General features: G+C 37.5%; 25 protein-coding genes. 17 read left to right on the plus strand and 8 right to left on the minus strand.

From position 1 onward, the window contains the following. Positions 1-79 precede the first annotated feature (79 nt). From opp3b to spxA, 6 genes are all read left to right on the plus strand, one after another. Positions 80-1,009, plus strand: a complete 930-nt coding sequence (gene opp3b, locus ACSVDH_RS05985) for an oligopeptide ABC transporter permease (RefSeq protein WP_299833900.1) — start codon at positions 80-82, stop codon at positions 1,007-1,009. Next, positions 1,009-2,031, plus strand: a complete 1,023-nt coding sequence (gene opp3C, locus ACSVDH_RS05990) for an oligopeptide ABC transporter permease (RefSeq protein WP_299092583.1) — start codon at positions 1,009-1,011, stop codon at positions 2,029-2,031. The genes opp3b and opp3C overlap by 1 nt, the downstream gene beginning before the upstream one ends. Before the next feature lie 20 nt (positions 2,032-2,051). Further along, positions 2,052-3,095, plus strand: coding sequence for an ABC transporter ATP-binding protein (locus ACSVDH_RS05995; RefSeq protein ID WP_439248846.1), 1,044 nt, complete (start codon positions 2,052-2,054; stop codon positions 3,093-3,095). 1 nt (position 3,096) lies between these two features. Then, the gene (gene oppF / locus ACSVDH_RS06000) at positions 3,097-4,035 is read left to right on the plus strand and encodes an oligopeptide ABC transporter ATP-binding protein OppF (protein ID WP_299092580.1); all 939 of its coding nucleotides are present in this window, start codon (positions 3,097-3,099) and stop codon (positions 4,033-4,035) included. Between the two features lie 1,233 nt (positions 4,036-5,268). Further along, the gene (locus ACSVDH_RS06005) at positions 5,269-5,847 is read left to right on the plus strand and encodes a GNAT family N-acetyltransferase (RefSeq protein WP_439248847.1); all 579 of its coding nucleotides are present in this window, start codon (positions 5,269-5,271) and stop codon (positions 5,845-5,847) included. 264 nt (positions 5,848-6,111) lie between these two features. Then, positions 6,112-6,507, plus strand: coding sequence for a transcriptional regulator SpxA (gene spxA, locus ACSVDH_RS06010; RefSeq protein WP_299092578.1), 396 nt, complete (start codon positions 6,112-6,114; stop codon positions 6,505-6,507). 109 nt (positions 6,508-6,616) lie between these two features. On the opposite strand, the gene ACSVDH_RS06015 is transcribed toward spxA, so the two are convergent. Further along, a complete protein-coding gene (locus ACSVDH_RS06015) occupies positions 6,617-7,291 on the minus strand; it encodes a TerC family protein (protein WP_439248848.1) in 675 nt (224 codons plus the stop codon). Positions 7,292-7,637: 346 nt separating this feature from the next. On the opposite strand from ACSVDH_RS06015, the gene mecA reads away from it, so the two are divergent. The 5 genes from mecA to pepF all read left to right on the plus strand — a co-directional run bounded on the left by mecA (position 7,638) and on the right by pepF (position 13,606). After that, the gene (mecA, locus tag ACSVDH_RS06020) at positions 7,638-8,309 is read left to right on the plus strand and encodes an adaptor protein MecA (RefSeq protein WP_439248849.1); all 672 of its coding nucleotides are present in this window, start codon (positions 7,638-7,640) and stop codon (positions 8,307-8,309) included. Positions 8,310-8,572: 263 nt separating this feature from the next. After that, entirely contained in the window at positions 8,573-10,084 is a 1,512-nt protein-coding gene (cls, locus tag ACSVDH_RS06025) for a cardiolipin synthase (protein WP_439248850.1), read from the plus strand. 117 nt (positions 10,085-10,201) lie between these two features. Continuing rightward, on the plus strand, positions 10,202-11,389 hold the full coding sequence (locus ACSVDH_RS06030; RefSeq protein WP_439248851.1) for a competence protein CoiA: 1,188 nt from the start codon (positions 10,202-10,204) through the stop codon (positions 11,387-11,389). 75 nt (positions 11,390-11,464) lie between these two features. Next, entirely contained in the window at positions 11,465-11,638 is a 174-nt protein-coding gene (locus ACSVDH_RS06035; RefSeq protein WP_299092572.1) for a hypothetical protein, read from the plus strand. Positions 11,639-11,779: 141 nt separating this feature from the next. After that, a complete protein-coding gene (pepF, locus tag ACSVDH_RS06040) occupies positions 11,780-13,606 on the plus strand; it encodes an oligoendopeptidase F (protein WP_439249145.1) in 1,827 nt (608 codons plus the stop codon). A gap of 182 nt (positions 13,607-13,788) precedes the next feature. Here the strand turns inward: pepF and ACSVDH_RS06045 are convergent, their stop codons facing one another. Next, positions 13,789-13,956, minus strand: coding sequence for a hypothetical protein (locus ACSVDH_RS06045; RefSeq protein ID WP_299092571.1), 168 nt, complete (start codon positions 13,954-13,956; stop codon positions 13,789-13,791). A 380-nt stretch (positions 13,957-14,336) separates the two neighbouring features. On the opposite strand from ACSVDH_RS06045, the gene ACSVDH_RS06050 reads away from it, so the two are divergent. Further along, positions 14,337-14,774, plus strand: coding sequence for an NUDIX hydrolase (locus tag ACSVDH_RS06050; RefSeq protein ID WP_299092570.1), 438 nt, complete (start codon positions 14,337-14,339; stop codon positions 14,772-14,774). Between the two features lie 73 nt (positions 14,775-14,847). On the opposite strand, the gene ACSVDH_RS06055 is transcribed toward ACSVDH_RS06050, so the two are convergent. The 4 genes from ACSVDH_RS06055 to ACSVDH_RS06070 form a co-directional block, all read right to left on the minus strand. Further along, positions 14,848-15,723: a ClpXP adapter SpxH family protein gene (locus tag ACSVDH_RS06055; RefSeq protein ID WP_439249146.1), complete on the minus strand. Its 876-nt coding sequence runs from the start codon at positions 15,721-15,723 to the stop codon at positions 14,848-14,850. Then, the gene (locus ACSVDH_RS06060; RefSeq protein WP_299092569.1) at positions 15,710-16,144 is read right to left on the minus strand and encodes a globin domain-containing protein; all 435 of its coding nucleotides are present in this window, start codon (positions 16,142-16,144) and stop codon (positions 15,710-15,712) included. Before ACSVDH_RS06060 ends, ACSVDH_RS06055 begins: the two co-directional genes overlap by 14 nt. Positions 16,145-16,482: 338 nt before the next feature. Further along, on the minus strand, positions 16,483-17,118 hold the full coding sequence (locus ACSVDH_RS06065; RefSeq protein ID WP_439248852.1) for a lytic transglycosylase domain-containing protein: 636 nt from the start codon (positions 17,116-17,118) through the stop codon (positions 16,483-16,485). A 6-nt stretch (positions 17,119-17,124) separates the two neighbouring features. Then, complete coding sequence (locus ACSVDH_RS06070; RefSeq protein ID WP_439248853.1) at positions 17,125-17,709, minus strand: CYTH domain-containing protein; 585 nt, start codon at positions 17,707-17,709, stop codon at positions 17,125-17,127. Between the two features lie 138 nt (positions 17,710-17,847). Between ACSVDH_RS06070 and ACSVDH_RS06075 the strand changes: the two genes are divergently transcribed. The 4 genes from ACSVDH_RS06075 to ACSVDH_RS06090 are packed head-to-tail and all read left to right on the plus strand — an operon-like array spanning position 17,848 to position 20,663. Then, on the plus strand, positions 17,848-18,225 hold the full coding sequence (locus tag ACSVDH_RS06075; protein ID WP_439248854.1) for a UPF0738 family protein: 378 nt from the start codon (positions 17,848-17,850) through the stop codon (positions 18,223-18,225). A 59-nt stretch (positions 18,226-18,284) separates the two neighbouring features. After that, entirely contained in the window at positions 18,285-18,911 is a 627-nt protein-coding gene (gene yjbM, locus ACSVDH_RS06080) for a GTP diphosphokinase (protein WP_299092562.1), read from the plus strand. 41 nt (positions 18,912-18,952) lie between these two features. Next, positions 18,953-19,756: an NAD kinase gene (locus ACSVDH_RS06085; RefSeq protein ID WP_299092560.1), complete on the plus strand. Its 804-nt coding sequence runs from the start codon at positions 18,953-18,955 to the stop codon at positions 19,754-19,756. Between the two features lie 19 nt (positions 19,757-19,775). After that, positions 19,776-20,663, plus strand: a complete 888-nt coding sequence (locus ACSVDH_RS06090) for an RluA family pseudouridine synthase (RefSeq protein ID WP_439248855.1) — start codon at positions 19,776-19,778, stop codon at positions 20,661-20,663. A 30-nt stretch (positions 20,664-20,693) separates the two neighbouring features. On the opposite strand, the gene prpE is transcribed toward ACSVDH_RS06090, so the two are convergent. Together prpE and ACSVDH_RS06100 are read right to left on the minus strand one after the other, a co-directional pair. Next, positions 20,694-21,425 carry a bis(5'-nucleosyl)-tetraphosphatase PrpE gene (gene prpE / locus ACSVDH_RS06095; protein ID WP_439248856.1) on the minus strand — a complete coding sequence of 244 codons (732 nt, stop codon included), beginning with the start codon at positions 21,423-21,425 and terminating at the stop codon, positions 20,694-20,696. Between the two features lie 87 nt (positions 21,426-21,512). Beyond that, the gene (locus ACSVDH_RS06100; protein ID WP_439248857.1) at positions 21,513-22,688 is read right to left on the minus strand and encodes an FtsW/RodA/SpoVE family cell cycle protein; all 1,176 of its coding nucleotides are present in this window, start codon (positions 22,686-22,688) and stop codon (positions 21,513-21,515) included. 372 nt (positions 22,689-23,060) lie between these two features. On the opposite strand from ACSVDH_RS06100, the gene mgtE reads away from it, so the two are divergent. Further along, the gene (gene mgtE / locus ACSVDH_RS06105) at positions 23,061-24,428 is read left to right on the plus strand and encodes a magnesium transporter (protein WP_439248858.1); all 1,368 of its coding nucleotides are present in this window, start codon (positions 23,061-23,063) and stop codon (positions 24,426-24,428) included. Positions 24,429-24,475 lie beyond the last annotated feature (47 nt).

Genomic DNA, 24,475 nt, shown 5'->3' on the forward strand with positions numbered 1-24,475 from the left:
TCAATATACTCTCTTTTCCCTTGTTGGGAAATTGTCGAACATTGTTGAAAATTCAAAATTCTTTAGGGGGTGCACTCATATGGCGAAATATATTACTCAACGTATTATTTACATGATAATAACTCTATTTTTAATTGCCACGTTTACTTTTTTCCTCATGAAAATAATCCCTGGTACACCTTTTACGAATGCTGGTAAATTATCTGAAACACAACTTACCATCATGAAAGATAAGTATGGTCTGGATGAACCAGTTCCTGTTCAATATATGAACTATATGGTTAATTTGCTGAAAGGGGATTTAGGTGTTTCCTTTCAATTTGATAACGTTGGTGTGACAGAAATTCTCATGGATAGCATTGGACCATCGGCTGTACTTGGATTTCAAGCTATCTTATTCGGAACATTTTTTGGCATTATTCTTGGAGTAACGTCAGCGTTGCGCCAAAATACATGGGTGGATTATAGTTCAACGTTTCTTGCTGTATTAGGAAAGTCAATCCCATCCTTTGTTTTTGCGGGACTACTGCAATATTATATCGGAGTTAAATTAGGGTGGTTCCCAGTCGCGTTTTGGCGTGGTCCGGAATATTCCGTTATGCCAACAATTGCATTAGCAATGTTCCCGCTTGCAACAGCAGCAAGGTTTGTGAGAACGGAAATGATCGAGGTTTTAGAATCAGATTACATTACCCTTGCAAAGGCAAAAGGAGCAAGCTGGTTTGAAATTGCTTTTAAGCACGCGCTTCGAAATGCATTAATCCCGGTAATTACCGTTTTAGGACCATTAGTTGTTAGTTTAATGACTGGTTCATTAGTTATCGAAAAAATCTTCGGTATTCCGGGTCTTGGCGAGCAATTTGTTAAATCTATTACTGTAAATGATTACCCGGTTATAATGGGGACAACCATCTTATTTTCAGTCTTGTTCGTCGTTGTTATTTTAATTGTCGATCTACTATATGGAATCATTGATCCGCGGATTCGTTTAGCGGGAGGGAAAAAATAATGGCACAAGAAAAAATTTCAAAAGATATGTTTTCACCCGCGCAGTTAGATTCAAGTAAAAGTGAAAAGATCTCAAAACCAAGTTTAAACTACTGGCAGGACGCCTGGCTTCGTGTAAGAAAAAACAAAGGTGCCATCATTAGTTTAGTGATATTAGCCATCCTAACAATTATGGCTCTAGTAGGTCCCCATCTAACTGGACATGGTTATGATGAGCAAAATTTAAAGCATAATAACCTTCCCCCAAGAATTCCAGTTTTAGAGAATATAAGCTGGCTGCCGTTTGATGGTAATTTGGAAAAAAAGAACGGGGATGTCTATAATGCGTATGAGCAAAAGGAAGTCGATGAGTATTATTGGCTGGGTACTGACAGCTTAGGACGCGATTTATTTACACGTGTATGGAAAGGGACTCAAGTTTCTTTATATATTGCTGTTTTAGCTGCTGTAATTGACATGGTTATTGGTGTCTTATACGGAGCTATTTCCGGTTTTGTTGGCGGTAAAACAGATAATGTGATGCAACGTATCATCGAAATTTTGGTAGGAATTCCTAACCTGGTGGTTGTAATTTTAATGATTATTTTATTAGACCCGGGTATTTTATCCATTACCATTGCCTTGACAATCACTGGCTGGGTTGGTATGGCGAGGGTCGTTCGTGCCCAGGTTATGAAATTAAAGCAGCAGGAATATGTGCTGGCTGCAAGAACGCTTGGACTTTCAAATGGTAAAATCATTTGGAAACATCTGCTTCCAAACCTGGCAGGTGTTATTATAATCAATACTATGTTTACAATCCCGAATGCAATTTTCTTTGAAGCATTTTTAAGCTTTATTGGTCTTGGTTTACAGGCACCACTAGCATCACTGGGTACCTTGATTGATGATGGATTTAAGGTTCTTCAACTTTACCCATATCAAATGATTATACCCGCAATTATTATCAGTTTAATTATGATCTGTTTTAATATGATTGCAGATGGACTACGCGACGCATTAGATCCGAAAATGCGTGACTAGAAAAGGCAGGTGAAGGATAAATGGAAAAAATGTTAGAAGTAAAAGACTTGCACATTTCATTCCATACGTTTTCAGGAGAAGTGCAGGCAATTCGTGGTGTTAATTTTGATTTGTTAAAAGGAGAGACTCTAGCAATCGTTGGGGAATCAGGTTCAGGGAAATCTGTCACAACGAAAGCGATTATGCGTCTACTACCTGAATCAAATTCTGAAATTAAGAATGGTCAAATCCTTTTTCAAGGAAAAGATTTAGCGAAATTATCCGGCAAAGAGATGCAAAAAATTCGCGGTAAAGACATATCGATGATTTTTCAGGATCCAATGACATCGTTAAACCCGACGATGAAAGTGGGAAAACAAATTATTGAGCCGATTGTAAAACATCAAAAATTGAGCAAGGCTGCTGCGAAAGAGCGTGCGATTGATTTGCTTCGACTCGTTGGGATTCCTCAGCCTGAACAGCGCTTTAACCAATACCCTCACCAATTTTCGGGCGGGATGAGACAAAGGGTGGTAATTGCGATCGCTCTTGCATGTAATCCAAAGGTGTTAATTGCCGATGAGCCAACAACAGCTTTAGATGTAACGATCCAAGCGCAAATTTTGGAGCTTATGAAGGATTTGCAGAAGAAAATTGATACGTCAATTATTTTTATTACGCATGATCTTGGTGTTGTAGCAAATGTAGCAGACCGCGTTGCTGTTATGTACGGCGGGAAGATTATTGAAATTGGTACGGTAGACGAGATTTTCTATAACCCGCAGCATCCATATACATGGGGCTTAATTAGTTCAATGCCAAGTCTTGACAGCGAAGACGAAGAGCTATACGCCATACCTGGTACGCCGCCAGATCTATTAGATCCGCCAAAGGGAGATGCGTTTGCACCTCGTAATGAATATGCGATGAAAATTGATCTGGAACAGCAGCCGCCAATGTTTAAGGTTTCTGATACACATTATGCTGCAACATGGCTGCTTCATCCGGATGCGCCAAAGGTTGAACCGCCTGCTGCAGTAAAACGGCGTCAGCGTCAATTCCCTCAGATAAAGGAGGGAAAATAAGATGGCGAAACAGGAAAAATTAGTTGAAATAAAAAATTTAAAGCAATATTTTAATGTGGGAAAGCCAAATGAGGTAAAAGCGGTTGATAATGTTTCCTTTGATATTTTTAAAGGTGAAACATTAGGCTTGGTTGGCGAATCAGGATGCGGAAAATCGACAACTGGAAGAACGATCATTCGTTTATATGATGCGACCGATGGTGAGGTTTTATATAACGGAGTCAATGTTCACGGAAAGAAATCAAAAGCACAGCTTAAAGAATTTAACCGTAAAATGCAGATGATTTTCCAAGATCCGCAAGCCTCTTTGAATCCGAGAATGAAGGTTTCAGATATTATTGCCGAGGGAATCGATATTCACGGTTTGGCTAAATCGAAAGCAGATCGGATGAAGCGTGTCATTGAATTGCTTGAAACAGTTGGATTAAATAAAGAGCATGCTAACCGTTACCCGCATGAATTTAGCGGCGGACAACGTCAGCGTATCGGGATTGCCCGTGCTCTAGCAGTAGAACCTGAATTTATCATTGCCGATGAACCGATTTCTGCACTGGATGTTTCGATTCAGGCACAGGTGGTTAACCTGATGAAAAAGCTTCAAAAGGAAAAAGGGCTAACCTATTTATTCATTGCCCATGACCTCTCCATGGTTAAATATATAAGCGATCGTATCGGTGTTATGTATTTCGGAAAATTAGTTGAGCTTGCAGATGCGGATGAGCTTTACAGCAATCCAATTCACCCATATACACAATCATTATTATCTGCGATTCCACTACCGGATCCAGATTACGAACGCACCCGTGTAAGAAAGTCCTATAATCCAAGCCAACACAATTATAAACCAGAAGACAAAGTAGAATTCCGTGAAATCAAACCAGGTCACTTTGTCATGTGCTCCCAAGCGGAATTTGAACAATATAAAAAGCAATATTCATAATGATTGAAAAGGCTGCCTTATTAGAAAAAGGCAGCTTTTTATATTAATTTGAGTGGTTCAATACAATTAGCTAGTGGAATATTCTAAGAGCAGGTAGTCAATTCCTATAAAAGTTTCAACTATATCAGCGGAAATTTTAACATATCGGCGGAAAATCGAAAATATCGGCGGAATCTCAGAAATATCGGCGAAAAATCGAATATATCGGCGGAATCTCAGAAATATCGGCGAAAAATCGAATATATCAGCGGAATCCCAGAAATATCGGCGAAAAATCGAAAATATCAGCGGAATCCCAGAAATATCGGCGAAAAATCGAAAATATCGGCGGAATCTCAGAAATATCATCGAAAAAATCGAATATATCAGCGAAATCCCAGAAATATCGGCGAAAAATCGAAAATATCAGCGGAATCCCAGAAATATCGGCGAAAAATCGAAAATATCGGCGGAATCTCAGAAATATCGGCGGAAAATCGAAAATATCGGCGGAATCTCAGAAATATCGGCGAAAAATCGAAAATATCAGCGGAATCCCAGAAATATCGGCGAAAAATCGAAAATATCGGCGGAATCTCAGAAATATCATCGAAAAAATCGAAAATATCAGCGGAATCCCAGAAATATCGGTACAAAATCGAATACATCAGCGGAATCTCAGAAATATCGGCGGAAAATCGAAAATATCGGCGGAATCTCAGAAATATCGGCGGAAAATCGAAAATATCGGCGTAATCTCAGAAATATCGGCGAAAAATCGAATAAATCGGCGTAATCTCAGAAATATCGGCGAAAAATCGAATATATCGGCAGAATCCCAGAAATATCGGCGAAAAATCGAATATATCAGGGGAATCCCAGAAATATCAACGGAAAATCGAATATATCAGCGGAATCCCAGAAATATCGGCGAAAAATCGAATATATCAGCGGAATCTCAGAAATATCAGCGAAAAATTGAATATATCGGCGGAATCTCAGAAATATCGGCGCAAAATCGAATAAATCGGCGGAATCTCGAAATATCCGCGAAAATCCCAATTTATCAAATGAACCTCAAAAAGATCAGCTAAATCAAAGTCCTAGCTACTAAATCATTTCACCCCCAAGTTCAAGCTATAAGCTTCTCTCCATCAAAGAACCACGAAGGTAAAATATTTCCATGTTTATTCCAAAAAAAAGAAGGGTATATCTAAACATGGGAGAATTTATTAAAGATAAGGGAGTCGATTTATGAACTGGTATGAGAAGTTAAATCAGTATTTTCCCATTGAAGAAATGAAATCAAAAGAGCATATGGAAGCTTTGCTTAAAGAGAGAGCTGATATTTATCATAAGGATGAGGGCAAGAACCATGTGATGATGTATGCCGAGCTTGATGATTTTATTTTTATCGATTACATTTTTGTTTCAAAGGATGCCCGTGGCGAAGGACTTGGACATAAGCTGCTGGAAAAGCTGAAGAAAAAAGGGAAGCCAATCATTCTTGAGGTAGAACCTGTTAATTATGAAGACTCTGATACAGAGAAAAGATTAAAGTTTTATCAAAGAGAAGGTTTTAAGCACGCTGATTCAATAGGCTATGAGCGACGTTCTTTAGCGACAAATGAAGTGAACAAAATGGAAATTCTTTATTGGGCTCCACAAAATGAGTCAGAAAAAGATATATATGACGCCATGATTAAAACATATAAGATGATTCATACATATAAGGATAAGGAGCTTTATGGGGAGTCATATCAGCCTGCAGCCGAGGTGTTGACCTTAGATGGGGAAGGGAAAAACAAGAACATTTTCGATGAGTTAAGTTAATTGAGAATGGGATTTGGATTGAAATGAAGTGAAGTTCATTTTCTAATTCAAATTTTTTAAAAAAACCACTCCTTCACAAACCCAGTATTTTTAAGGATTATTAATGAATGTAATGGTTTTGTCACACTTTTAATTTAATTTCTATATGCATACTTACTTTTTTATAGTATAATCAAAATATAATTTCTTATTTAAAGTAATTTCAATTTCTATACACTTTTTAGTTGATGTAACTCATTCTATAATTAGAGGAGTGAAGGATGAATGGTAACATTATATACATCACCAAGTTGTACTTCATGCAGAAAGGCAAAAGCTTGGTTGGAAGAACATGATATAGCATATATTGAACGAAATATTTTCTCTGAGCCTTTAACGATTCAAGAAATTAAAGAAATTTTAAGAATGACTGAGGACGGTACAGATGAAATTATTTCAACTCGTTCGAAGATTTTCCAAAAATTAAATATCAATTTAGAGTCAATGCCGCTGCAAGACTTGTACAATCTTATTCAAGAAAATCCTGGTCTATTGCGACGTCCGATTATTATTGATGAAAAGAGACTTCAAGTGGGTTACAACGAAGATGAAATTCGCCGTTTTCTACCACGTCGAGTTCGAACATTTCAGCTTAAAGAAGCACAGCGCTTAGTAAATTAATTATACCAATAAGAGGCACTATCTAACGAATGTAAACTTAACCTCAGCATGATATAATGGCGATATCAGGTTAACTTAGTTTATTCAGTAGATTTGCCTCTTTTTTCATTTATTCGCTTTTTTGATCACGGAACAATTGTTGGTAAAGCATACCGCCCAAAAGGATAAAGGCTGTTGTTAAATAAGGTAAGCTATGTGCCAATAGTGGATGTGACATGTAAAGGGAATCTAGTTGATCTTCTTGTGCCATCATCTTTCCCGCTGTAAGTGCAAGCAAACCTCCGCCAACATAAATGAGCATCGGGTACTTAGTCAACAGCGTAAGCACCATTTTGCTACCCCATATAATGATAGGTATAGAGATTAGTAAACCAATCGCTACAAGCATCATATGCCCTTGGGCAGCCCCAGCAACCGCAATAACATTGTCAAATCCCATTAATAAATCAGCAATAACAATTGTTTGAATAGCTTTCCAAAGCGAGTGATGACTTTTGATGTTATTTGTATGATCCTCTTTTCCAGTAATTAAATGGAAGGCAATATACAAGAGGAAAATACCGCCAACAAGCTGTAAGAAAGGGATTTCTAATAAATAAACAGCAATTAATGTAATAAAGATTCGGAAGACTATAGCAAACATAGTCCCTAATATAATCGCTTTATTTCGCTGATGAACGGGTAGATTACGACATGCCATGGCAATTACAACGGCATTATCTGCGCCAAGTACAAGGTCAATTCCAATGATCGCTAATAAAGATAAAAGAAAATCCTGTTCCATGCGTAAACCCTCTTTCAGGTTATTGACTGCTCGTACATGTATATGAACATAATGAAAAAATATGAGTACAAATCAATATAGGTAAAATAACTGTTTTTGTAAATTCGGAGTTTTTTTATTTCCTTTAAGAGCGTTTTATCATAAAATAGGAGTACAAGATTCTTACACCATTGAAGGTTTTGAATAAAGTGTGGTATTTCCTTTAATTTGTTAAGGTTATGCCAACATACTTTCTCTTTATCCGCGATTAAATTAAGCGTATTTTGGGTAAAGTGTAGTAAAGTACAACTGCCCTAGAAGGGGGTTGTCCCTTCAACATCTCATATAGAAGGGAAGGTTTTAGTTAATGGAAATCGAACGTATTAACGAAAATACCGTTAAGTTTTATATTTCGTATTTAGATATAGAAGAGCGTGGTTTTGACCGTGATGAAATTTGGTACAATCGCGATCGCAGTGAAGAGCTTTTCTGGGAAATGATGGATGAGGTTCATGAGGAAGAGGACTTTATGGTTGAAGGCCCTCTTTGGATTCAAGTACAGGCGCTTGATAAAGGCTTGGAGGTCATTGTAACGAAGGCACAAGTGTCAAAGGACGGGCAAAAGCTTGAACTTCCCATTTCAGATGATAAGTTAAAAGAGCTGCCTGTTGATGAAAATATCGAATCGTTATTAGAACATCACTTTAATAAATCGGATGATTCAGACAATGGTCAATCAGATGATTTCGAGCACCAGCTGCAATTTGTCTTTAAATTTAATGATCTGGAAAATCTTATTTCTTTGTCTAAATATTCGCTGCCAGCTGGAATGACGAATCATTTATATTCACTTGACCAAAATTATTATTTATTTATTGAGTTTGATGATGAAGCTCTTGATGAGGAAATCGAGACTACGTTGAGTATCATACTCGAATATGGACAAGAGTCAAAAGTGACGATTCACCGCCTCGAAGAATACGGTAAAGAAATTGCAAAAGACCATGCACTAAAGGTTATAAAGCAGTATTTTTCATAAGCAAAAGTCGATTTCAATTTGAAATCGGCTTTTTTTTATAGGGATACCAAAGATTTTTCATTATTTCTCCCAAGGTCATGACACATACTATTTGTTAAGTATTACATCTAACTTGATTGAAGTCTTACTTTAATACTGAATAGATATAAAGCAATAAATAAAAACTATAGATAATAAAAACGACACAATTACATACTAAATGCCGTTTGTTCGTTTCATCAAAATAAAGGAAGTAAGAATAAGAAAAAAAGCAGGGTGAAACCATGAAAAATAAATTTCGTTTACTGCTATTTATTGCAGTGATTGCTTCCGTCATCATACTTACTAAAAACCTTTGGGGAGAGCGGGTTGTTGGTACAGTAAGTGTCCTCTTTACTTTGTCAGTTATTTTTATTTGCATTGTCATTTTTCTGGAAAATCGTCATCCTTCCTATACTCTAACATGGCTGGTTGTTTTAGGGGCATTTCCATTAGTTGGCTTCTTTTTTTATTTGTTTTTTGGGAGAAATGTTAAGAAAAGACGGTTATTTGCAAGGAAAGCATTAACTGATGAAAAAGCCTTTTTAGAAATTGAAGGTAATCGATCCTCGTATCAAGATAAGATGAAGCATATGGGTGAGCATCAGCAATTGTTATTTAAGCTGGCACATCGATTAGGACATAGTCCCATTTCATTTGGAACGAAAACAAAAGCACTAACTGATGGAATTGAAACATTTGAGCATATTTTTCGAGAATTAAAAAAGGCGAAGCATCATATCCATCTTGAATATTATATTGTCAGGCATGACCAAGTCGGCCAAAAACTAAAGGAAGTTTTGATTGAAAAAGTGAATGAGGGGGTGGAGGTACGCTTCCTCTATGATGCTGTTGGCTGTTGGAAATTGTCTAAAAATTATATCAGAGATTTGAATAAATCAGGTGTTGAAATGATTCCGTTTTTACCTGTTCGCATTCCTCTATTGAATAATAAAATTAACTTTCGTAATCATCGGAAAATCATCGTCATTGACGGGACAGTCGGCTTTGTAGGCGGCTTAAATGTGGGAGATGAGTACTTAGGAAAGAACAGCCATTTTGGTTATTGGCGTGATACACATCTTTTACTTAAAGGGGAAGCTGTTCGAACACTGCAAATGATCTTTTTACAGGATTGGTATTACATGACGAATAAAAAGCTGTCATCTCCTACATATTTAACGAACGTATTAGATAAGCCGGAGCAAACAGGTGGTGTTCAGTTGATTGCAGGAGGGCCGGATAATAAATGGGATGTGATCAAAAATCTATTTTTTTCGATGATTATTTCTGCAAAAAAATCAATTTGGATTGCTTCTCCCTATTTTGTACCTGATGAAGATATTCTTTCCGCATTAAAAGTTGCCGCACTCAGCGGAATTGATGTCAGACTGCTTGTACCGTATCGTCCTGATAAAAAAATTGTTTATTATGCGTCCAGGTCGTATTTTCCTGAGCTTCTTGATGCAGGGGCTAAGGTTTATGAATATACAAAAGGGTTCATGCATAGCAAAATTATCATTGTGGATTATGAGCTTGCATCAATTGGAACATCCAATATGGATATGCGAAGCTTTCATTTGAATTTTGAGGTGAACGCCTTTTTATATCGGACGGCAAGCACTCAAAAGCTAGTTGATGAATTTATAAAGGATATAGAGCAATCAAGGGAAATCATCTTGGAGGAATACGCAAAACGTGCCTTTTATAAAAAGCTCTTCGAATCAACAGCAAGACTTTTATCCCCATTGCTATAAATGGGGACAATTCCTAATTTTACCCCTTTTTTAAGAAGAAAATGCATTTTCTGCAATTTGATGAAAACGGTGAGGTGTGGATAATAAAATGCATACATAGGGAGGAGTGATGTATGCTTGTTTGTAGCTTACGATGAGAAAGGTATTCTTATCAATGTTGCTGAAAAAAAGTGGTCAAAAGAAAGATTAATCAAGTTAAGAGAAAACAAGACATTTCGTTGTCCGACTTGTTCAAATGAAATGGAATTAAAAATAGGATCAATTATTACCGCTCATTTTGCCCATAAAAAATTAACCGAATGTCGGGTGAAGGGTGAACCTGAAAGTATATATCATATGCAAGGAAAACAAGATTTATTTGAATGGCTGAATATGCAACAAAAGCTTGCAGAGGTTCAGTTAGAGCCATATCTCCATGAGATTAAGCAACGGCCGGACTTATTATTTTCAAATGGTGATGAATGGAATGCGATTGAATTTCAGTGCTCTACAATTGATTCCAGCTTATTTTATAAAAGAACGAAAAGCTATCTGGAAGCAAATATGGATGTCCTTTGGATATTGGGGGCCAAAGCACTTAAAAGAACGGGGATGGTGTCATTTCAGCTTACTCCCTTTCAGTGGCTTTTTACAAGGATGAAAAATCCAGATGATCCGCTTACTCTTTTTTCTTACTGTTCAAACCTTAAATCCTTTATTATCCTGAATTCGATTATTCCATTTTCTTCACGTTCGGTTATTGCAAACCATCAAACCTATCCCCTTTGTTCAACCTCTTATTTTGAGCTTCAGAATCAGCATGCAAATAAAAGAAAGCTTATGACAGCTTGGCTAAATAAGATCAAACGACTTCGTGTTCAGGCAATTAGCTTTAAAGGAAAAGATGTTGCAGCGATTAATCACTTCCTGTACAAGACAAAGCAATTGCCTCTTTCTCATTTGTCTTCCCTTGCTTTTCTTCCGCTTCATTCCAATTATTTAATAGAATCACCAGTTTATGTATGGCAAGGTTGGATTCTGCTATATATTGAGAGCATTCCACTTCATGACACGTTTACTTACCATGGTGTGTATCAGTATATGGCTAGGAAAGTGAGAGAAGGAATCTTAACGATTCGTCATTTACCACATATTGACCTCGATTACTCCTTTGCGCTCAAAGATTATTTGCTCAAGCTATGCGGATTTTCAATCATTAAACAGCAGCAAAAGAACGTATTCTTCAAGGAAAGAAACATACATTGGACAACGAGCTTGAACGAATTATTGAAAACAGATGAAGAGATCGTGGGGAGACTTTTCTAGTAACCATTCCATCCATGAATAGCAATTTATTTTTTGAACAAATTAAAAGGGAGATATTAACAAAGAGGTGGTCATATGTTTAATAAGAGACGAAGAAGAAATCCATTTCTTTTCACTGTTTCAATGTTAGGAGCTGGTGCTGCAGCTTTCTATTTGACAAAAGAAGCCAGACAGGGTCAAGATAGAGATAACACCATTTATTCATACTCACCTGATCATCCGGTGGATTACAGCCGAAATGAAGGTTAATTGGCTTATGCGGAGAGCATTGATGATTGGGGGATGGGTATGAAGCACAAAAGAATGTTACTTCTTGTGACAGCACTTACAATCATGAGCTGTACCAATACAAGCTCCGCATTTGCAATTCATTCTAAAGGGGGAAGCGCAATGGCCGAACAAACAGCAGTTAAAAAACTACCAACTAGAAGTGAAATTAAACAAGAGGATACCTGGAGATTAGAGGATATCTTTGCAACGGACGAAGCGTGGGAGAAGGAATTTGATGAGGTTAAAGCCGCGTTGCCGAAGCTTGGTGATTTTAAAGGAAAGCTTGGCGACAGCGCAACTGCGTTATTTGAGGCACTCTCGTATCAAGATCAAGTAATGGAGCGTCTTGGCAAACTTTATACATATGCACACATGAGATATGATCAAGACACGACAAATTCTAAATACCAAGCATTAAATGATCGGGCAAGAAATTTATACACACAAGCATCAAGCTTAAGCTCCTATATTGTTCCAGAGCTTTTATCGATTGATGAGGCAAAAATTAAACAATTCATCGATGAAAAAGAAGAGCTAAAGCTTTATGAACATTCTCTTGATGAAATCAATCGTCAAAGACCGCATGTTCTTTCTGCTGAGCAAGAGGAATTATTAGCACAAGCCTCAGAGGTATTAGGCTCCTCAAGCAATACTTTTGGCATGCTTAACAATGCAGACCTTACATTTCCGACCATAAAGGATGAAAATGGTGAGGAAGTTGAAATCACCCATGGCCGGTATATTCGTTTCTTAGAAAGTGAAGACCGCAGAGTAAGAGAAGATGCCTTTAAAGCGGTTTATAAAACATATGGTGATTTTAAAAATACATTTGCCAGCACCTTAAGCGGACAAGTAAAAAAGGATAATTTCAGCGCGAAAGTAAGACATTACGATTCAGCAAGACATGCTGCATTAAGCAGTGATAATATTCCTGAATCTGTTTATGAAAATTTAATTAGTACGGTTCACAAAAATCTTGATCTCCTGCAGCGTTATGTGAAGCTTCGTAAAGAGGTATTGAAGCTTGATGATGTTCATATGTATGATCTTTATACACCGCTTGTGAAAGATATTAAGATGGAAGTAACCTATGATGAGGCAAAGGATTATATCCTGAAAGGACTTGAGCCTTTAGGGGAAGAGTATATTTCGATTTTAAAAGAAGGCTTTGAAAATCGTTGGGTTGATATTCATGAGAATAAAGGGAAAAGAAGCGGTGCCTATTCATCTGGTACATATGGAACAAATCCATATATCCTTATGAACTGGCAGGATAATGTCAATAATTTATTTACTCTTGCACATGAATTCGGCCATTCTGTGCATAGCTACTATACACGGAAACATCAGCCATATCCATATGGAAATTACTCAATTTTTGTTGCAGAGGTTGCCTCAACCTGTAATGAAGCTTTATTAAATGATTATTTATTAAATACAATTGAGGATGAAAAAGAACGCCTTTATCTTCTAAATCACTTCCTGGAAGGCTTTAGAGGAACAGTTTTCCGCCAAACTATGTTTGCTGAATTTGAACATATTATTCATCAAAAGGCTCAGGACGGAGAACCGTTAACACCTGAGCTTCTGACACAAATCTATTATGATTTAAACAAAAAATACTTTGGTGAAGATATTGTTGTGGATGAAGAGATTGGTTTAGAATGGGCAAGAATTCCTCATTTCTACTATAATTATTATGTGTATCAATATGCAACAGGCTATAGTGCTGCAACAGCATTAAGCAAGCAGATCCTAGAAGAAGGCCAGCCGGCAGTTGATCGTTATATTGAATTCTTAAAAGCGGGCAGCTCCGATTATCCGATTGAGGTTCTGAAAAAAGCAGGTGTTGATATGACTTCATCTGCACCAATAGAAGAAGCTTGTAAAGTATTCGAAGAAAAGCTTAATGAAATGGAAGAGCTTTTAGCCAAGGTAAATAATTAATAAAAAGAAAAGGAATGCGGCAAAAATGCCGCATTCCTTTTCACGCTGTTCACAAAGAATATCCGCTGATCAAATCAGAAAAGTGACGATAAAGACTGAAATTAGCTGATAAAATTGGAAACCCGCCGATAAAATCAGAAATTCGCTGATAAAGCTAGGAAAGCGCCGATATATTCCTTTTTTTAGAATCCCCTAAATGTTTTTCGGTGATTGATGAGATAAAGTGTTATGAAGATCGTGATAAATAATAGTGGTGAGGTAATATAAAGAGGGATGATCTCCATAAACGCTAAAGTATTGACGATAAATAATAGTAAGATTGCAAGGCTTCCTATAATGATCCACTTCATTTCCTTCACATCCTCTAGTTTCTTCTTATTTACTGTATATGATAGAGGATGTCCTTTTATCCCACATTTACTTTGATCAGATTAATCATCTACAATATTTATTGTGACATTTCTGTGAAAAACAGTTATCAGACTTGTCATTTGTCGACAAGATTTGATATAGTAGAGATGTGAAATTAATCACATACAAACATTTACCCCTTTGTTTGACCGTGAAAAATTTCTCCCATCCCCTTTGTTGTCGTTAAGACATAGAAAAAGACTCTGTACCTTAGGTATGGGGTCTTTTTATTTTGATTAAAAAATTGTATTTGTCGAAAAATTTATTAGGTAAACATGTAAAATAGAATAGACAAAATAAAGAAGAAGGGAAAAGCCGTATGGAAATAACAAGTGTCTATCCTGCCGTAACAGTGATTATCTTTGATAAAGAAGGCAGGATATTGCTGCAAAAACGTAAAGACGTGGGATTATGGGGGCTCCCTTCTGGGCATGTTGAGCCTGGAGAAACGGTAGAACAAGCCGCAAAAAGGGAAGTTTTCGAGGAAACAGGGTTACATATTGAGATTGAAAAATTAATTGGAGTATATTCGGATCCGAGCTCACAGGTATTTTACTATCCAGATGGCCGGGTGGTTCATTTTATTACAACCTATTTTTCGGCAAGGATTGCTGGTGGAAAGCTTCACATAGACTTAAATGAATCGTTGGAGGTAGGCTTTTTTTCTCCGCAAGCTTTACCATCTAATTTACTTAATATGCATCCTTGCTGGCTATCTGATGCTCTTTCAGATACCGAAAGAGGGTATATTCGCTAGGGCTAAAAAAGCATAAGAAAAGGGAATGAACGGTTCGTATTCATTCCCTTTTATATATATAAGCTAGACATTTTTACTTAAGGTATCGCCAAAATGTTCCGTGCTTTGCTTGTACCTTTTCAACTGCTTGTGATAAAACAAGTTTTTTTAGCTCTTTTTCTACCTCAGATAATGTCATATTATAAACGGTAGCGATTTCTGTTGACGCGACAAATTGATAATGCTTCAAAAAGATTTCTAGTGGAGGTGTATGTGACGGTTTAATCGCATCACCAATGAATTCCTCTAAAACGTGTACATATAAATCATAAGAATAAATGCCCGTAATTTTTAATCCTTCTTCTTCAACATTTTTACTAAAAAAGGCAAGGGTTGGTATTTCGTGTACATCCATCTCTGAAGTGATTTTTAAGTCGCATTGCAAGGCTTTTGCCGCACTCTCTGAGTGAAGATCCCTTTGAAATTCTGTCACATCCAAGCCCACATCTTGAGCAATTTTTATTAACATGTTTTCTTCAGAAATATTTTTACTTTCAATGAATAGCTGCTCTTGAAGCTTTCGCAAATATCGTATTCCTGCTTTTCTTCCTTGGAGCTCTGCAGATTTGATTGCTAAAGATGCTGTATAAGGCTGTGATAAAGGATTTTTCATCCAAATATTCCCATCGCAGGACATTCCTGTACGGCTTGCTGTTTTCTCCCATGCTTGGGCTAAACTTTCAGGTCTTTTTCTTTTTGTGATATTCAAAGTTGCAAGACGTCCGCTGATAATATGCTTTAATGTGAAAAGGCGGCCATACTCAATTTGCAGTTTCTTAATAATTGGCTCAAGTGCCCAGCATTCTGGACTTAATGGGTCAACAAACATATAGATCTCTAAAGGTTTTTCCGGATGCCCGCTGCAATGAGAGAAAAAGAGAGAAGCGTTCTTTTCCTCATGATTGTTCATCATTGTCATTAACCTCTTTCTGAACAATACTATTTTCATCCGAATCAGACGTATTTACCATATGATGAGCGGTAAGCTGAAGACGATGCAGAAGAAAATCCTTAAGTTCACCCTCAAGTCCAACTTCTTTCATAGCTTCCTTCATACAGCTAATCCACGCATTAGCACGCGCTGGTGTGATCGGAAAGGGCAAGTGTCTGGCTCTTAGCATTGGATGTCCGTGCTCTTCGGAATAAGCTTGTGGTCCCCCAAGATACTGAGTGAGAAATTGTTTTTGTTTCCGAGCTGTTTCCGTTAGATCATCAGGAAATATTGGAGCCAATAAAGGGTGTTTTTGTACTTTTCCATAAAAGCAATCAACAAGTTGCGAAAGAGTCTTTTCTCCTATCGCTTCATATGGTGTTAAGTATCGATCAGTCATGTTGATAACTCCTTTAATATTTTGCTTGTTTATTGTACTTGTGTTGGACTTTTATGCAAAATCGAATTTTGTGTATGTTTATTTTAACAAGCGGTATTATTTATCTCAAACAAATCGCTCGGACAGCTTTGTCATTTAGTCCTATTATATGTGAAAGACAGGTTTGTATGAAGGAAATGGGCATACGGTTTTACTAATAATTACCTATTTAACAATAGAGTTTCTTAAGAAGGCAGCCTAAAACAAAAGGATCACTTCACTCGGGAACAACATATCGGACCTTAGAAGGCGGGGAATATGTCGTTCGTTAGCGAAATCTGATCCTTTTTAAGACAGCCTTATGTAAAATAGCTTGAGGTAATTTTTCGTACATAGTTTTGCGTTTCTTTAAATGGAGGGATGCCTTCATATTTATCAACATTTCCAGGACCGGCATTATAAGCGGCTAAAGCCAAAGAAACATCTCCATTATATCGGGTCAGCATTTTCTTTAAATATTTTGTACCGCCCTCAATATTCTGCACCGGATCAAAGGGATCTTCAACACCAAGAGAACGGGCAGTTGCTGGCATCAGCTGCATTAATCCAAGAGCCCCTGCATGACTTTTTGCATCTGCTTTAAATCCGGATTCCTGTTGGATAACCGCTGGAATCAGCTTTGCATCAATCCCATATTTTTCAGCGGCATTTGCAATGATTTCATCCATGTTTCCAGCTTGATTGGAAGCGGAATTGTTCGTTGGCTGATCGTGTTTTGGTGTTGAATATTCGATCAAAGGAGAAATCGTGTTTAAAGAAGAAGCTGTTTGCTTAGTTGCCGTTGGCTCTTCAGGAGCAGGATCCACTAAGGATTGTAAAAGCTCTTGAAAACTAGCAGCAAAAGAAGAAGGTTGACTGTTTGCTGTTTGATGATTAAAGCTTTGCAGGGCTTGAAGCTCGATCAAGGATTTAAAGTACTTCATTTTAATATCCAAAACCGCCTACCCCATTTCTTTGTATTTTTGCTCATAAAAACGGCGAATTTTATTCTTTGTTTCTCGAATTGGAATGTTTAGGTCATTTAATAATTGTTGAAATTCGGTTTTTCCTAGCTCTTCATCCTGAACCTCATATTCAAGCTCATAATCCTCTACTGTTAAATATCGGCTATGATCAAGCACAATTAAACCGTTTTGATATTTTTTTTCAGCCCGTGAAGTTGAAAGTGTACCAAAGTACGTGATTGTATTTACATCAACCCCCAGATTTTCAAGGCGTTCGCTAATTTGCCCTTTTACGAGTTTTCCTGCTTGAATCATCTTGTTTGCGTCTTGTTCTGTAATGACTTGATGTGTTTCTAATAATCCGATGGTTGCCGGTTCTTTTAAGGTAATCACGTAGTTATCCTGCTTTTTTCGAATTCTAAGAGCTGCTCCAAGTTGTTTTAATGAAAATTGCGGGGTATCAAAATAATGGTTTTCTTGGAAGAAAAACTCATCATCCTTTATTAGAAACTTGGTTTTTATTTTGTTAAATTCCGTTTCAGTAAGTAGGTTTTTAAATTCGATCTCTATTTCCTGTGACATTTTTGAAATCCTTTCTATGATTAAACTTGTTATTTTTTAAAGCGTGAACTCTCTTATTCGTATTCTACTCGCAATATTATCATGTGTCATTTTAATATGATAAAATAATCTTGTAATGTGTAACGGAAGGAGATTTTTATGAATAAAAGAATAGAACTAACGAAAGCAACGATTGATGATAATCAATTAATTTTAGAGCCTGAATCCTTTCCTAATGAACTAAAAGATCTGCAGGCAAAAGGACAAATGCTTGTTGATTCAGACCAACTCGCTTTTATCTATATTTTAGAAACAGCTGATGAATTTGTCTACGCAGGATTGCCTCACACAATCTGGAAAGAACTTAAGGAAGCAAAGGATAGTAGCCAAAGGGTTATGTTAAAAATTAATGAAAATGAAATAGAATTAGTTGATATACATGATGAACTTGATTACCTTTTAGAGAATATCAAGGGAAATGCTAATTATGGGGAAGAAATGGAGAATAAGGTTGTGGAGTTATTTTCGTTAACATAATTTCTTTTACATAAATAAAAGAGTAGTACAACTGTTGCGGTGGCTTAAGGGGGATATTTATGCAAAGTGAAGATTGGAAGTTATTTTTAGCTCCTTATCATCAAGCTGTAGAGGAGTTAAAGGTAAAGCTTAGAGGAATTAGATCACAATATGAGCTTCAACATTCAAATTCTCCAATTGAATTTGTGACAGGCAGGGTAAAACCGATTGCTAGTATACTTGATAAGGCGAAGCGCAAAGGGATTCCAATGGATAAATTGGAGGAAGGCCTCCAGGATATAGCGGGAATTCGGATGATGTGTCAGTTTGTTGATGATATTAAAGTTGTCGTAGACATGTTAAAAAATAGACATGATTTAAAAATTATTGAAGAACGGGACTATATTACTAGCAAAAAGGAAAGCGGCTATCGATCCTATCATGTTGTGGCTGAGTACCCAGTACAAACTGTACAGGGAGAAAAGAAGCTGCTTGTTGAAATCCAGATCCGAACATTGTCAATGAATTTCTGGGCAACGATTGAGCATTCATTAAATTATAAATATAGCGGGAAAATTCCTGATGATATAAAAGCACGTCTAAAACGAGCTGCTGAAGCAGCTTATTCATTAGATGAAGAAATGTCCCAAATAAAAGGAGAAGTACAGGAAGCACAAGCTATCTTCTCTAGAAAAACTGAAAAATAAGTTGATGGAAAAGAATCCGAATAATAAAGGGGTCGAATCGTATGAAGTTTGCCATTACATCAAAGGGTGATTCTGTATCAAACTCGATTATGCAAAAAATGAAAACATATTTAGTCGATTTTCAGTTGGAGTATGATGAAGACCAACCAGACATTGTTATTTCTGTAGGCGGAGATGGAACCCTTTTATATGCATTTCATCGTTACCGCTCAAGATTAGATAAGACCGCATTTATCGGTGTTCATACAGGCCATCTTGGATTTTATGCGGATTGGGTGCCTGATGAGGTTGAAAAGCTTGTGATTGCGATAGCCAAAACACCTTACCAGGTTGTAGAATATCCAATTTTAGAGGTGATCGTCCGACATAATGATGGCGGGCGTGAAGCGAAGTATTTGGCTTTAAACGAATGCACCGTGAAAAGCATTGAAGGCACCCTTGTGATGGATGTTGAAATTAAAGGACAAACCTTTGAAACATTCCGGGGAGACGGACTTTGTATTTCATCACCTTCAGGCAGTACAGCCTATAATAAAGCATTAGGTGGTGCCATTCTTCATCCTTCCTTACGGGCGATTCAGCTTGCTGAAATGGCATCGATTAATAACCGGGTATTCCGTACAATCGGTTCGCCGCTCATCTTGCCTGAGCATCATACATGTATGTTGAAGCCGGTAAATGATGTGGACTTCCAAGTTACCATTGACCATTTAACCCTTTTGCATAAGGATGTAAAATCGATACAATGCCGTGTGGCAAATGAAAATGTAAGGTTTGCCCGCTTTAAACCTTTCCCTTTCTGGAAAAGGGTACGTGATTCCTTTGTAGGAGATTTAGAACGCTAAGCATAGGAAGGTTTTTATAATGACATCATTTCGGCTGCAATGGACGATCACAGAGGCGGATGCTGGCAAATCGATTTTAGAATATGTAAAAGAAAAGAAACTTTCAAAGCGTGCGTTAACAGATATAAAATTTAACGGCGGCGATATTTTAGTAAATAATATGCATGTAACGGTCCGGTATCTTCTTCAAGATGGTGATGTTCTTACGGTTATTTTTCCGCAAGAAGAAAGAGGCTCAGGTCTTGAGGCTGATGATGTTCCCTTTCACATTGTTTATGAGGATGACCATTGCTTAGTAATCGATAAGCCGCCATTTGTCCCTTCGATTCCATCACGTGACCATATTAGGGGGACATTAGCAAATGGATTGATCCGCTATTATGAACAACAGCAGATCTCTTCTACCATTCATATTGTCAATCGATTAGATAAGGATACATCAGGGCTTATGCTTGTCGCAAAGCATCGATTCGCCCACTCCTTATTTTCCGATCAGCAAAAGAAAAAGGAAATTTATCGTACATATGAAGCGATTGTTCATGGCGTACTTATTAACGAAGCAGGAACGATTTCAAAGCCGATTGGCAGGAAACCAGACAGCATTATCGAGCGTGAAGTAAGAGAAGATGGTCAGCAAGCAGTTACACATTTTCAAGTGCTTCAAAGGCTTCATGGTAAAACACATATTAAGCTTGTGCTTGAAACTGGCCGCACCCATCAAATTCGTGTGCATCTTTCTTCGATCGGACATCCGCTTTGTGGTGATACATTATACGGAGGAAGGGAAGATGAAATAAAGCGTCAAGCCCTTCACAGCTCACAGCTGTCGTTTTGGCACCCATTGCTGGAAAAGGAGTTTCAGTTTAGTTCAGAGCTGCCTGAGGATATGAAGCGATTAACACAGTGAGGCTGTCTTTAAGTGACAGCCTCTTCTTTATTAATCTCTAAACCGTGATTCATCAAAAGGAAGAGAAGAAGGAACAGAAACGAGTTGATCTTCTGGATAGCGATAGGCGGTAAGTTTATTGCCAAAAACTGCACCTGTATCAATATTAATTGTCCGATTGATCCTTCTTGGTTCTTTAATTGGTGTATGTCCATAAACAATAAGTGCTTTCCCCTGATAGTGTTGTGCCCAATCAAGGCGTTCCGGTGTTCCATCAGGGTTCTTTTTGCCAGTTATATCGCCATATAAGACAAACGTTTTAACGGCATTACTTGTTTTTCCGATGTAATCCTCGCGAATTCCCGCATGTGCGACAATCAAGTTACCATCATCAAGCACCTGGTACAAGGGCGCTGTTTCATATAACCATTTAAACTGATATTTCACTTCATTTTGCTGTTTGGGAGAAAGGGCTTCATATTCCGCTACAGTTGTTTCAAGTCCATGACTGATTTGAACTTTATTTCCAAGGAAAAACCGGTATAGCTTATTGCAGTGGTTCCCAGGTGAATAAAACGCTTTCTTTTCTTTAATCAATCGATACACAACTTCAATAACACGCAAAGAATCCGGACCGCGATCTGTTAAATCACCAACAAACGAAAGCATTCGATTATCTGGATGAACAGGAATACCCGAACTCCAATTATACCCAAGCCGCTCTGTTAACAACTCGAGCTCTTTAAAACAACCATGAATATCACCGATTACATCGATTCTCAACGTATTCACCTCATTTAATACTGGGGGAAAGTCCCCCAAAATAGCTTTTAAAAAAAGAAAGTACCCAATAATAGGGTACCATCTTTCTTAATCAAACATGTATTTCCTTGTACGTGACCGAACGTTAAGGACAATTCCGATTGCGACCATATACGTTGCGAGGGAGCTTCCGCCGTAGCTTACGAAAGGCAGTGGAAGACCTGTGATTGGAAGAAGGCCGATAGTCATGCCCACGTTTTGAAATACCTGAAAGGTGATCATGCCGATAATTCCTGTACATAGATAGCTTCCAAACGGATCATTGCTTTCTAACGATATATGGATCATTCTATAAATTAATAGGAAGAAAAGCGATACGACGAGACTTCCTCCGATAAAGCCAAATTGTTCAGAAATGATCGAAAAGATAAAGTCGGTATGTGCTTCAGGTAAGTAGACTTCAAGGTTTTTATAGCCTTTTCCCTTCAATTCTCCCGAGCCGATTGCCAGTAATGATTTTACTAGCTGAAACCCTTGCTCTCCAGAGTATTCATAGGGATTTAACCAGCCATAAAATCGGTCAAGCTGATATTCTTCACCCCGTAAAATATATTTAAGGAAAAAGTCAGGAAATTTAATAAAGATAAACACAATCGATCCGATGGCAAAAAGAGCTGAAAAAGCCGCAGTTAAAATAATTCTCCATTTAATACCAGATACTAAAATCAATGAAGCAATAATGGCACAAAACACCATTGTCATTCCCATATCGGGCTGTCTGATTAACAAAAGAATCGGCGGTGCAGCAGTAGCTGCAAGCTTTCCTATTAAGAGAAAGTCATCTGTTAACGTATTATTAGGGTATTTTTCACGGTGATCGGCAATAATTTTGCTTAGTACAATAATCATAAAGATTTTCATCAATTCAGATGGCTGGAAATTTCCTAACGGTCCCAGCTTATACCAGCTTGTTGCTCCTTTTATCGTTTGAACAATTGGAGCAGGTAATATTTCCAAACCGAGTAATAGCACCATACCAAACCCGTACAAATACCAAGAAAGCTGTCTGAAACGGTCATAATCAATAAGCATAGTCATGGCAACAGCAAATGCACCGATTATGTACCATTGAATCTGCTTTATGGAAAAATTAATGGCTTGGAGATTTGCAGGCAGAGTTGCTTCTGCACTATTAATCGCGATCGTACTAACAATTGCTAATAAAAACATAATAAAAAGTAACGTAAAATCTATCTGTTGTTGAGGGGATTTTTCATTTGTCATAGTGGACCCTTTCTACTCATTTAACTTTAAAAAATAATTCTATCTTAACGGGCAGAAAACCCCCACTTAAGAATTCAAAAGAAAAAGTGGGGGAACTGCCCATAGTCATTGTATCATTAACCATCTTAATTGATTGTGAACGATTTGCAAAGAATCCTTTTTCACAGATTACAAAAATGTAAAATTTTTTTGAATGTAATGGCTGTTGATTGTTTGCTCTATTGATTTCATATAGAATATTATAGTATTTATAAAAATCAGCGCAATATGTAGAAAAGATGAAAAAAAATCCAGCAAGTAAAATGTTTATTAAAGGAACTTCCATTAATAAAGGTGCAATTCGCATGTACAACAGAGAGGAGGGCCTTGAAAATGTCAGATGAGAGAGAATTAGTGGAACTGGAGGAAGAAACATTACAATCTGCAATAGCTAGTCAGAATTTGGACGAATTCCGCGGGGCTTTTTTAGATAAGCATCCTTATGATCAAGCTAAATTTTTTGTGAAGCTTGAAGAGGAACAGCGATTAACCGTATATAAATTTCTATCTCCGGAGGAAATGGCCGCTGTTTTTGAAAATATTGAGCATGATGATGATCAATATGAACTATTTTTATCGGAAATGGAGCCAACATTTGCGGCACAGATGCTTGGTCATATGTATGCGGACGATGCTGTAGACGTATTAAATGAGCTTGACAAGGACCAAGTAGCAAGCTATTTAACGATCATGGATGATGAAGCTGCTGAAGAAATTCGGGAGCTGCTCCATTATGAAGAATATACAGCCGGAAGTATTATGACGACGGAGTATATTGCCATTCATGCCAATCAAACCGTTCATTCAGCGATGCAAATTTTAAAGAATGAGGCTCCTAACGCTGAGACCATTTACTATGTCTACGTCATTGATGAGGATAAAAAGCTTGTGGGCGTTATATCTTTAAGGGATTTAATTATTAATGAACCAGACATCATGATTTCAGAAGTGATGAATGAACGGGTATATTCCGTTAGTGTCGCTGAAGATCAGGAAGAGGTTGCCCGAAAAATGAAGGACTATAACTTTTTGGCCCTTCCTGTTATCGACTTTAGGGGCCATTTACTGGGAATTATTACAGTTGATGATATCGTTGATGTCATTGATGAAGAAGCAAGTGATGACTACTCAAAGCTTGCTGCGATTTCAGATGTTGATTCACATGATCGCAGTCCGTTTTCCGCGGCCAAAAAAAGACTGCCTTGGCTGATCATCCTTCTATTTTTAGGGATGTTTACGGCGAGCCTTATTGGAAGGTTTGAGGAAACCTTGGATAAAGTGGCGATATTAGCTGTTTTTATTCCATTAATTGCGGGTATGGCTGGTAATACTGGTACACAGGCTTTAGCCGTGGCGGTCAGAAGAATTGCAGTTGGTGACGCGGGAGAGCAAAGTGTTTTTCGAATGATTATGAGAGAAGCTGGAACAGGCCTTATAACAGGAACGATATGTGGCGTGGTTGTGACGCTTGTTGTTTTCGTCTGGCAAGGTGATATCTTTTTAGGAATTTTAGTCGGCATTTCGATCTTGGCAACATTAACCGTAGCAACAATTGCAGGAGCCTTTATTCCGCTGGTCATGCACCGTCTTAAGGTCGACCCTGCTGTAGCCTCAGGTCCATTTATTACAACGATTAATGATATTATCAGTATTCTAATTTATTTTGGAATGGCTACTTTATTTATGAAATACTTAATTTGAATACAACGACTAGTTGAATTTGTCTGCAATCATGTTGCAGGTAATGC

Origin of the sequence: Metabacillus sp. Hm71, from assembly GCF_051842955.2 — a bacterium.
GTDB lineage: Bacteria > Bacillota > Bacilli > Bacillales > Bacillaceae > Metabacillus.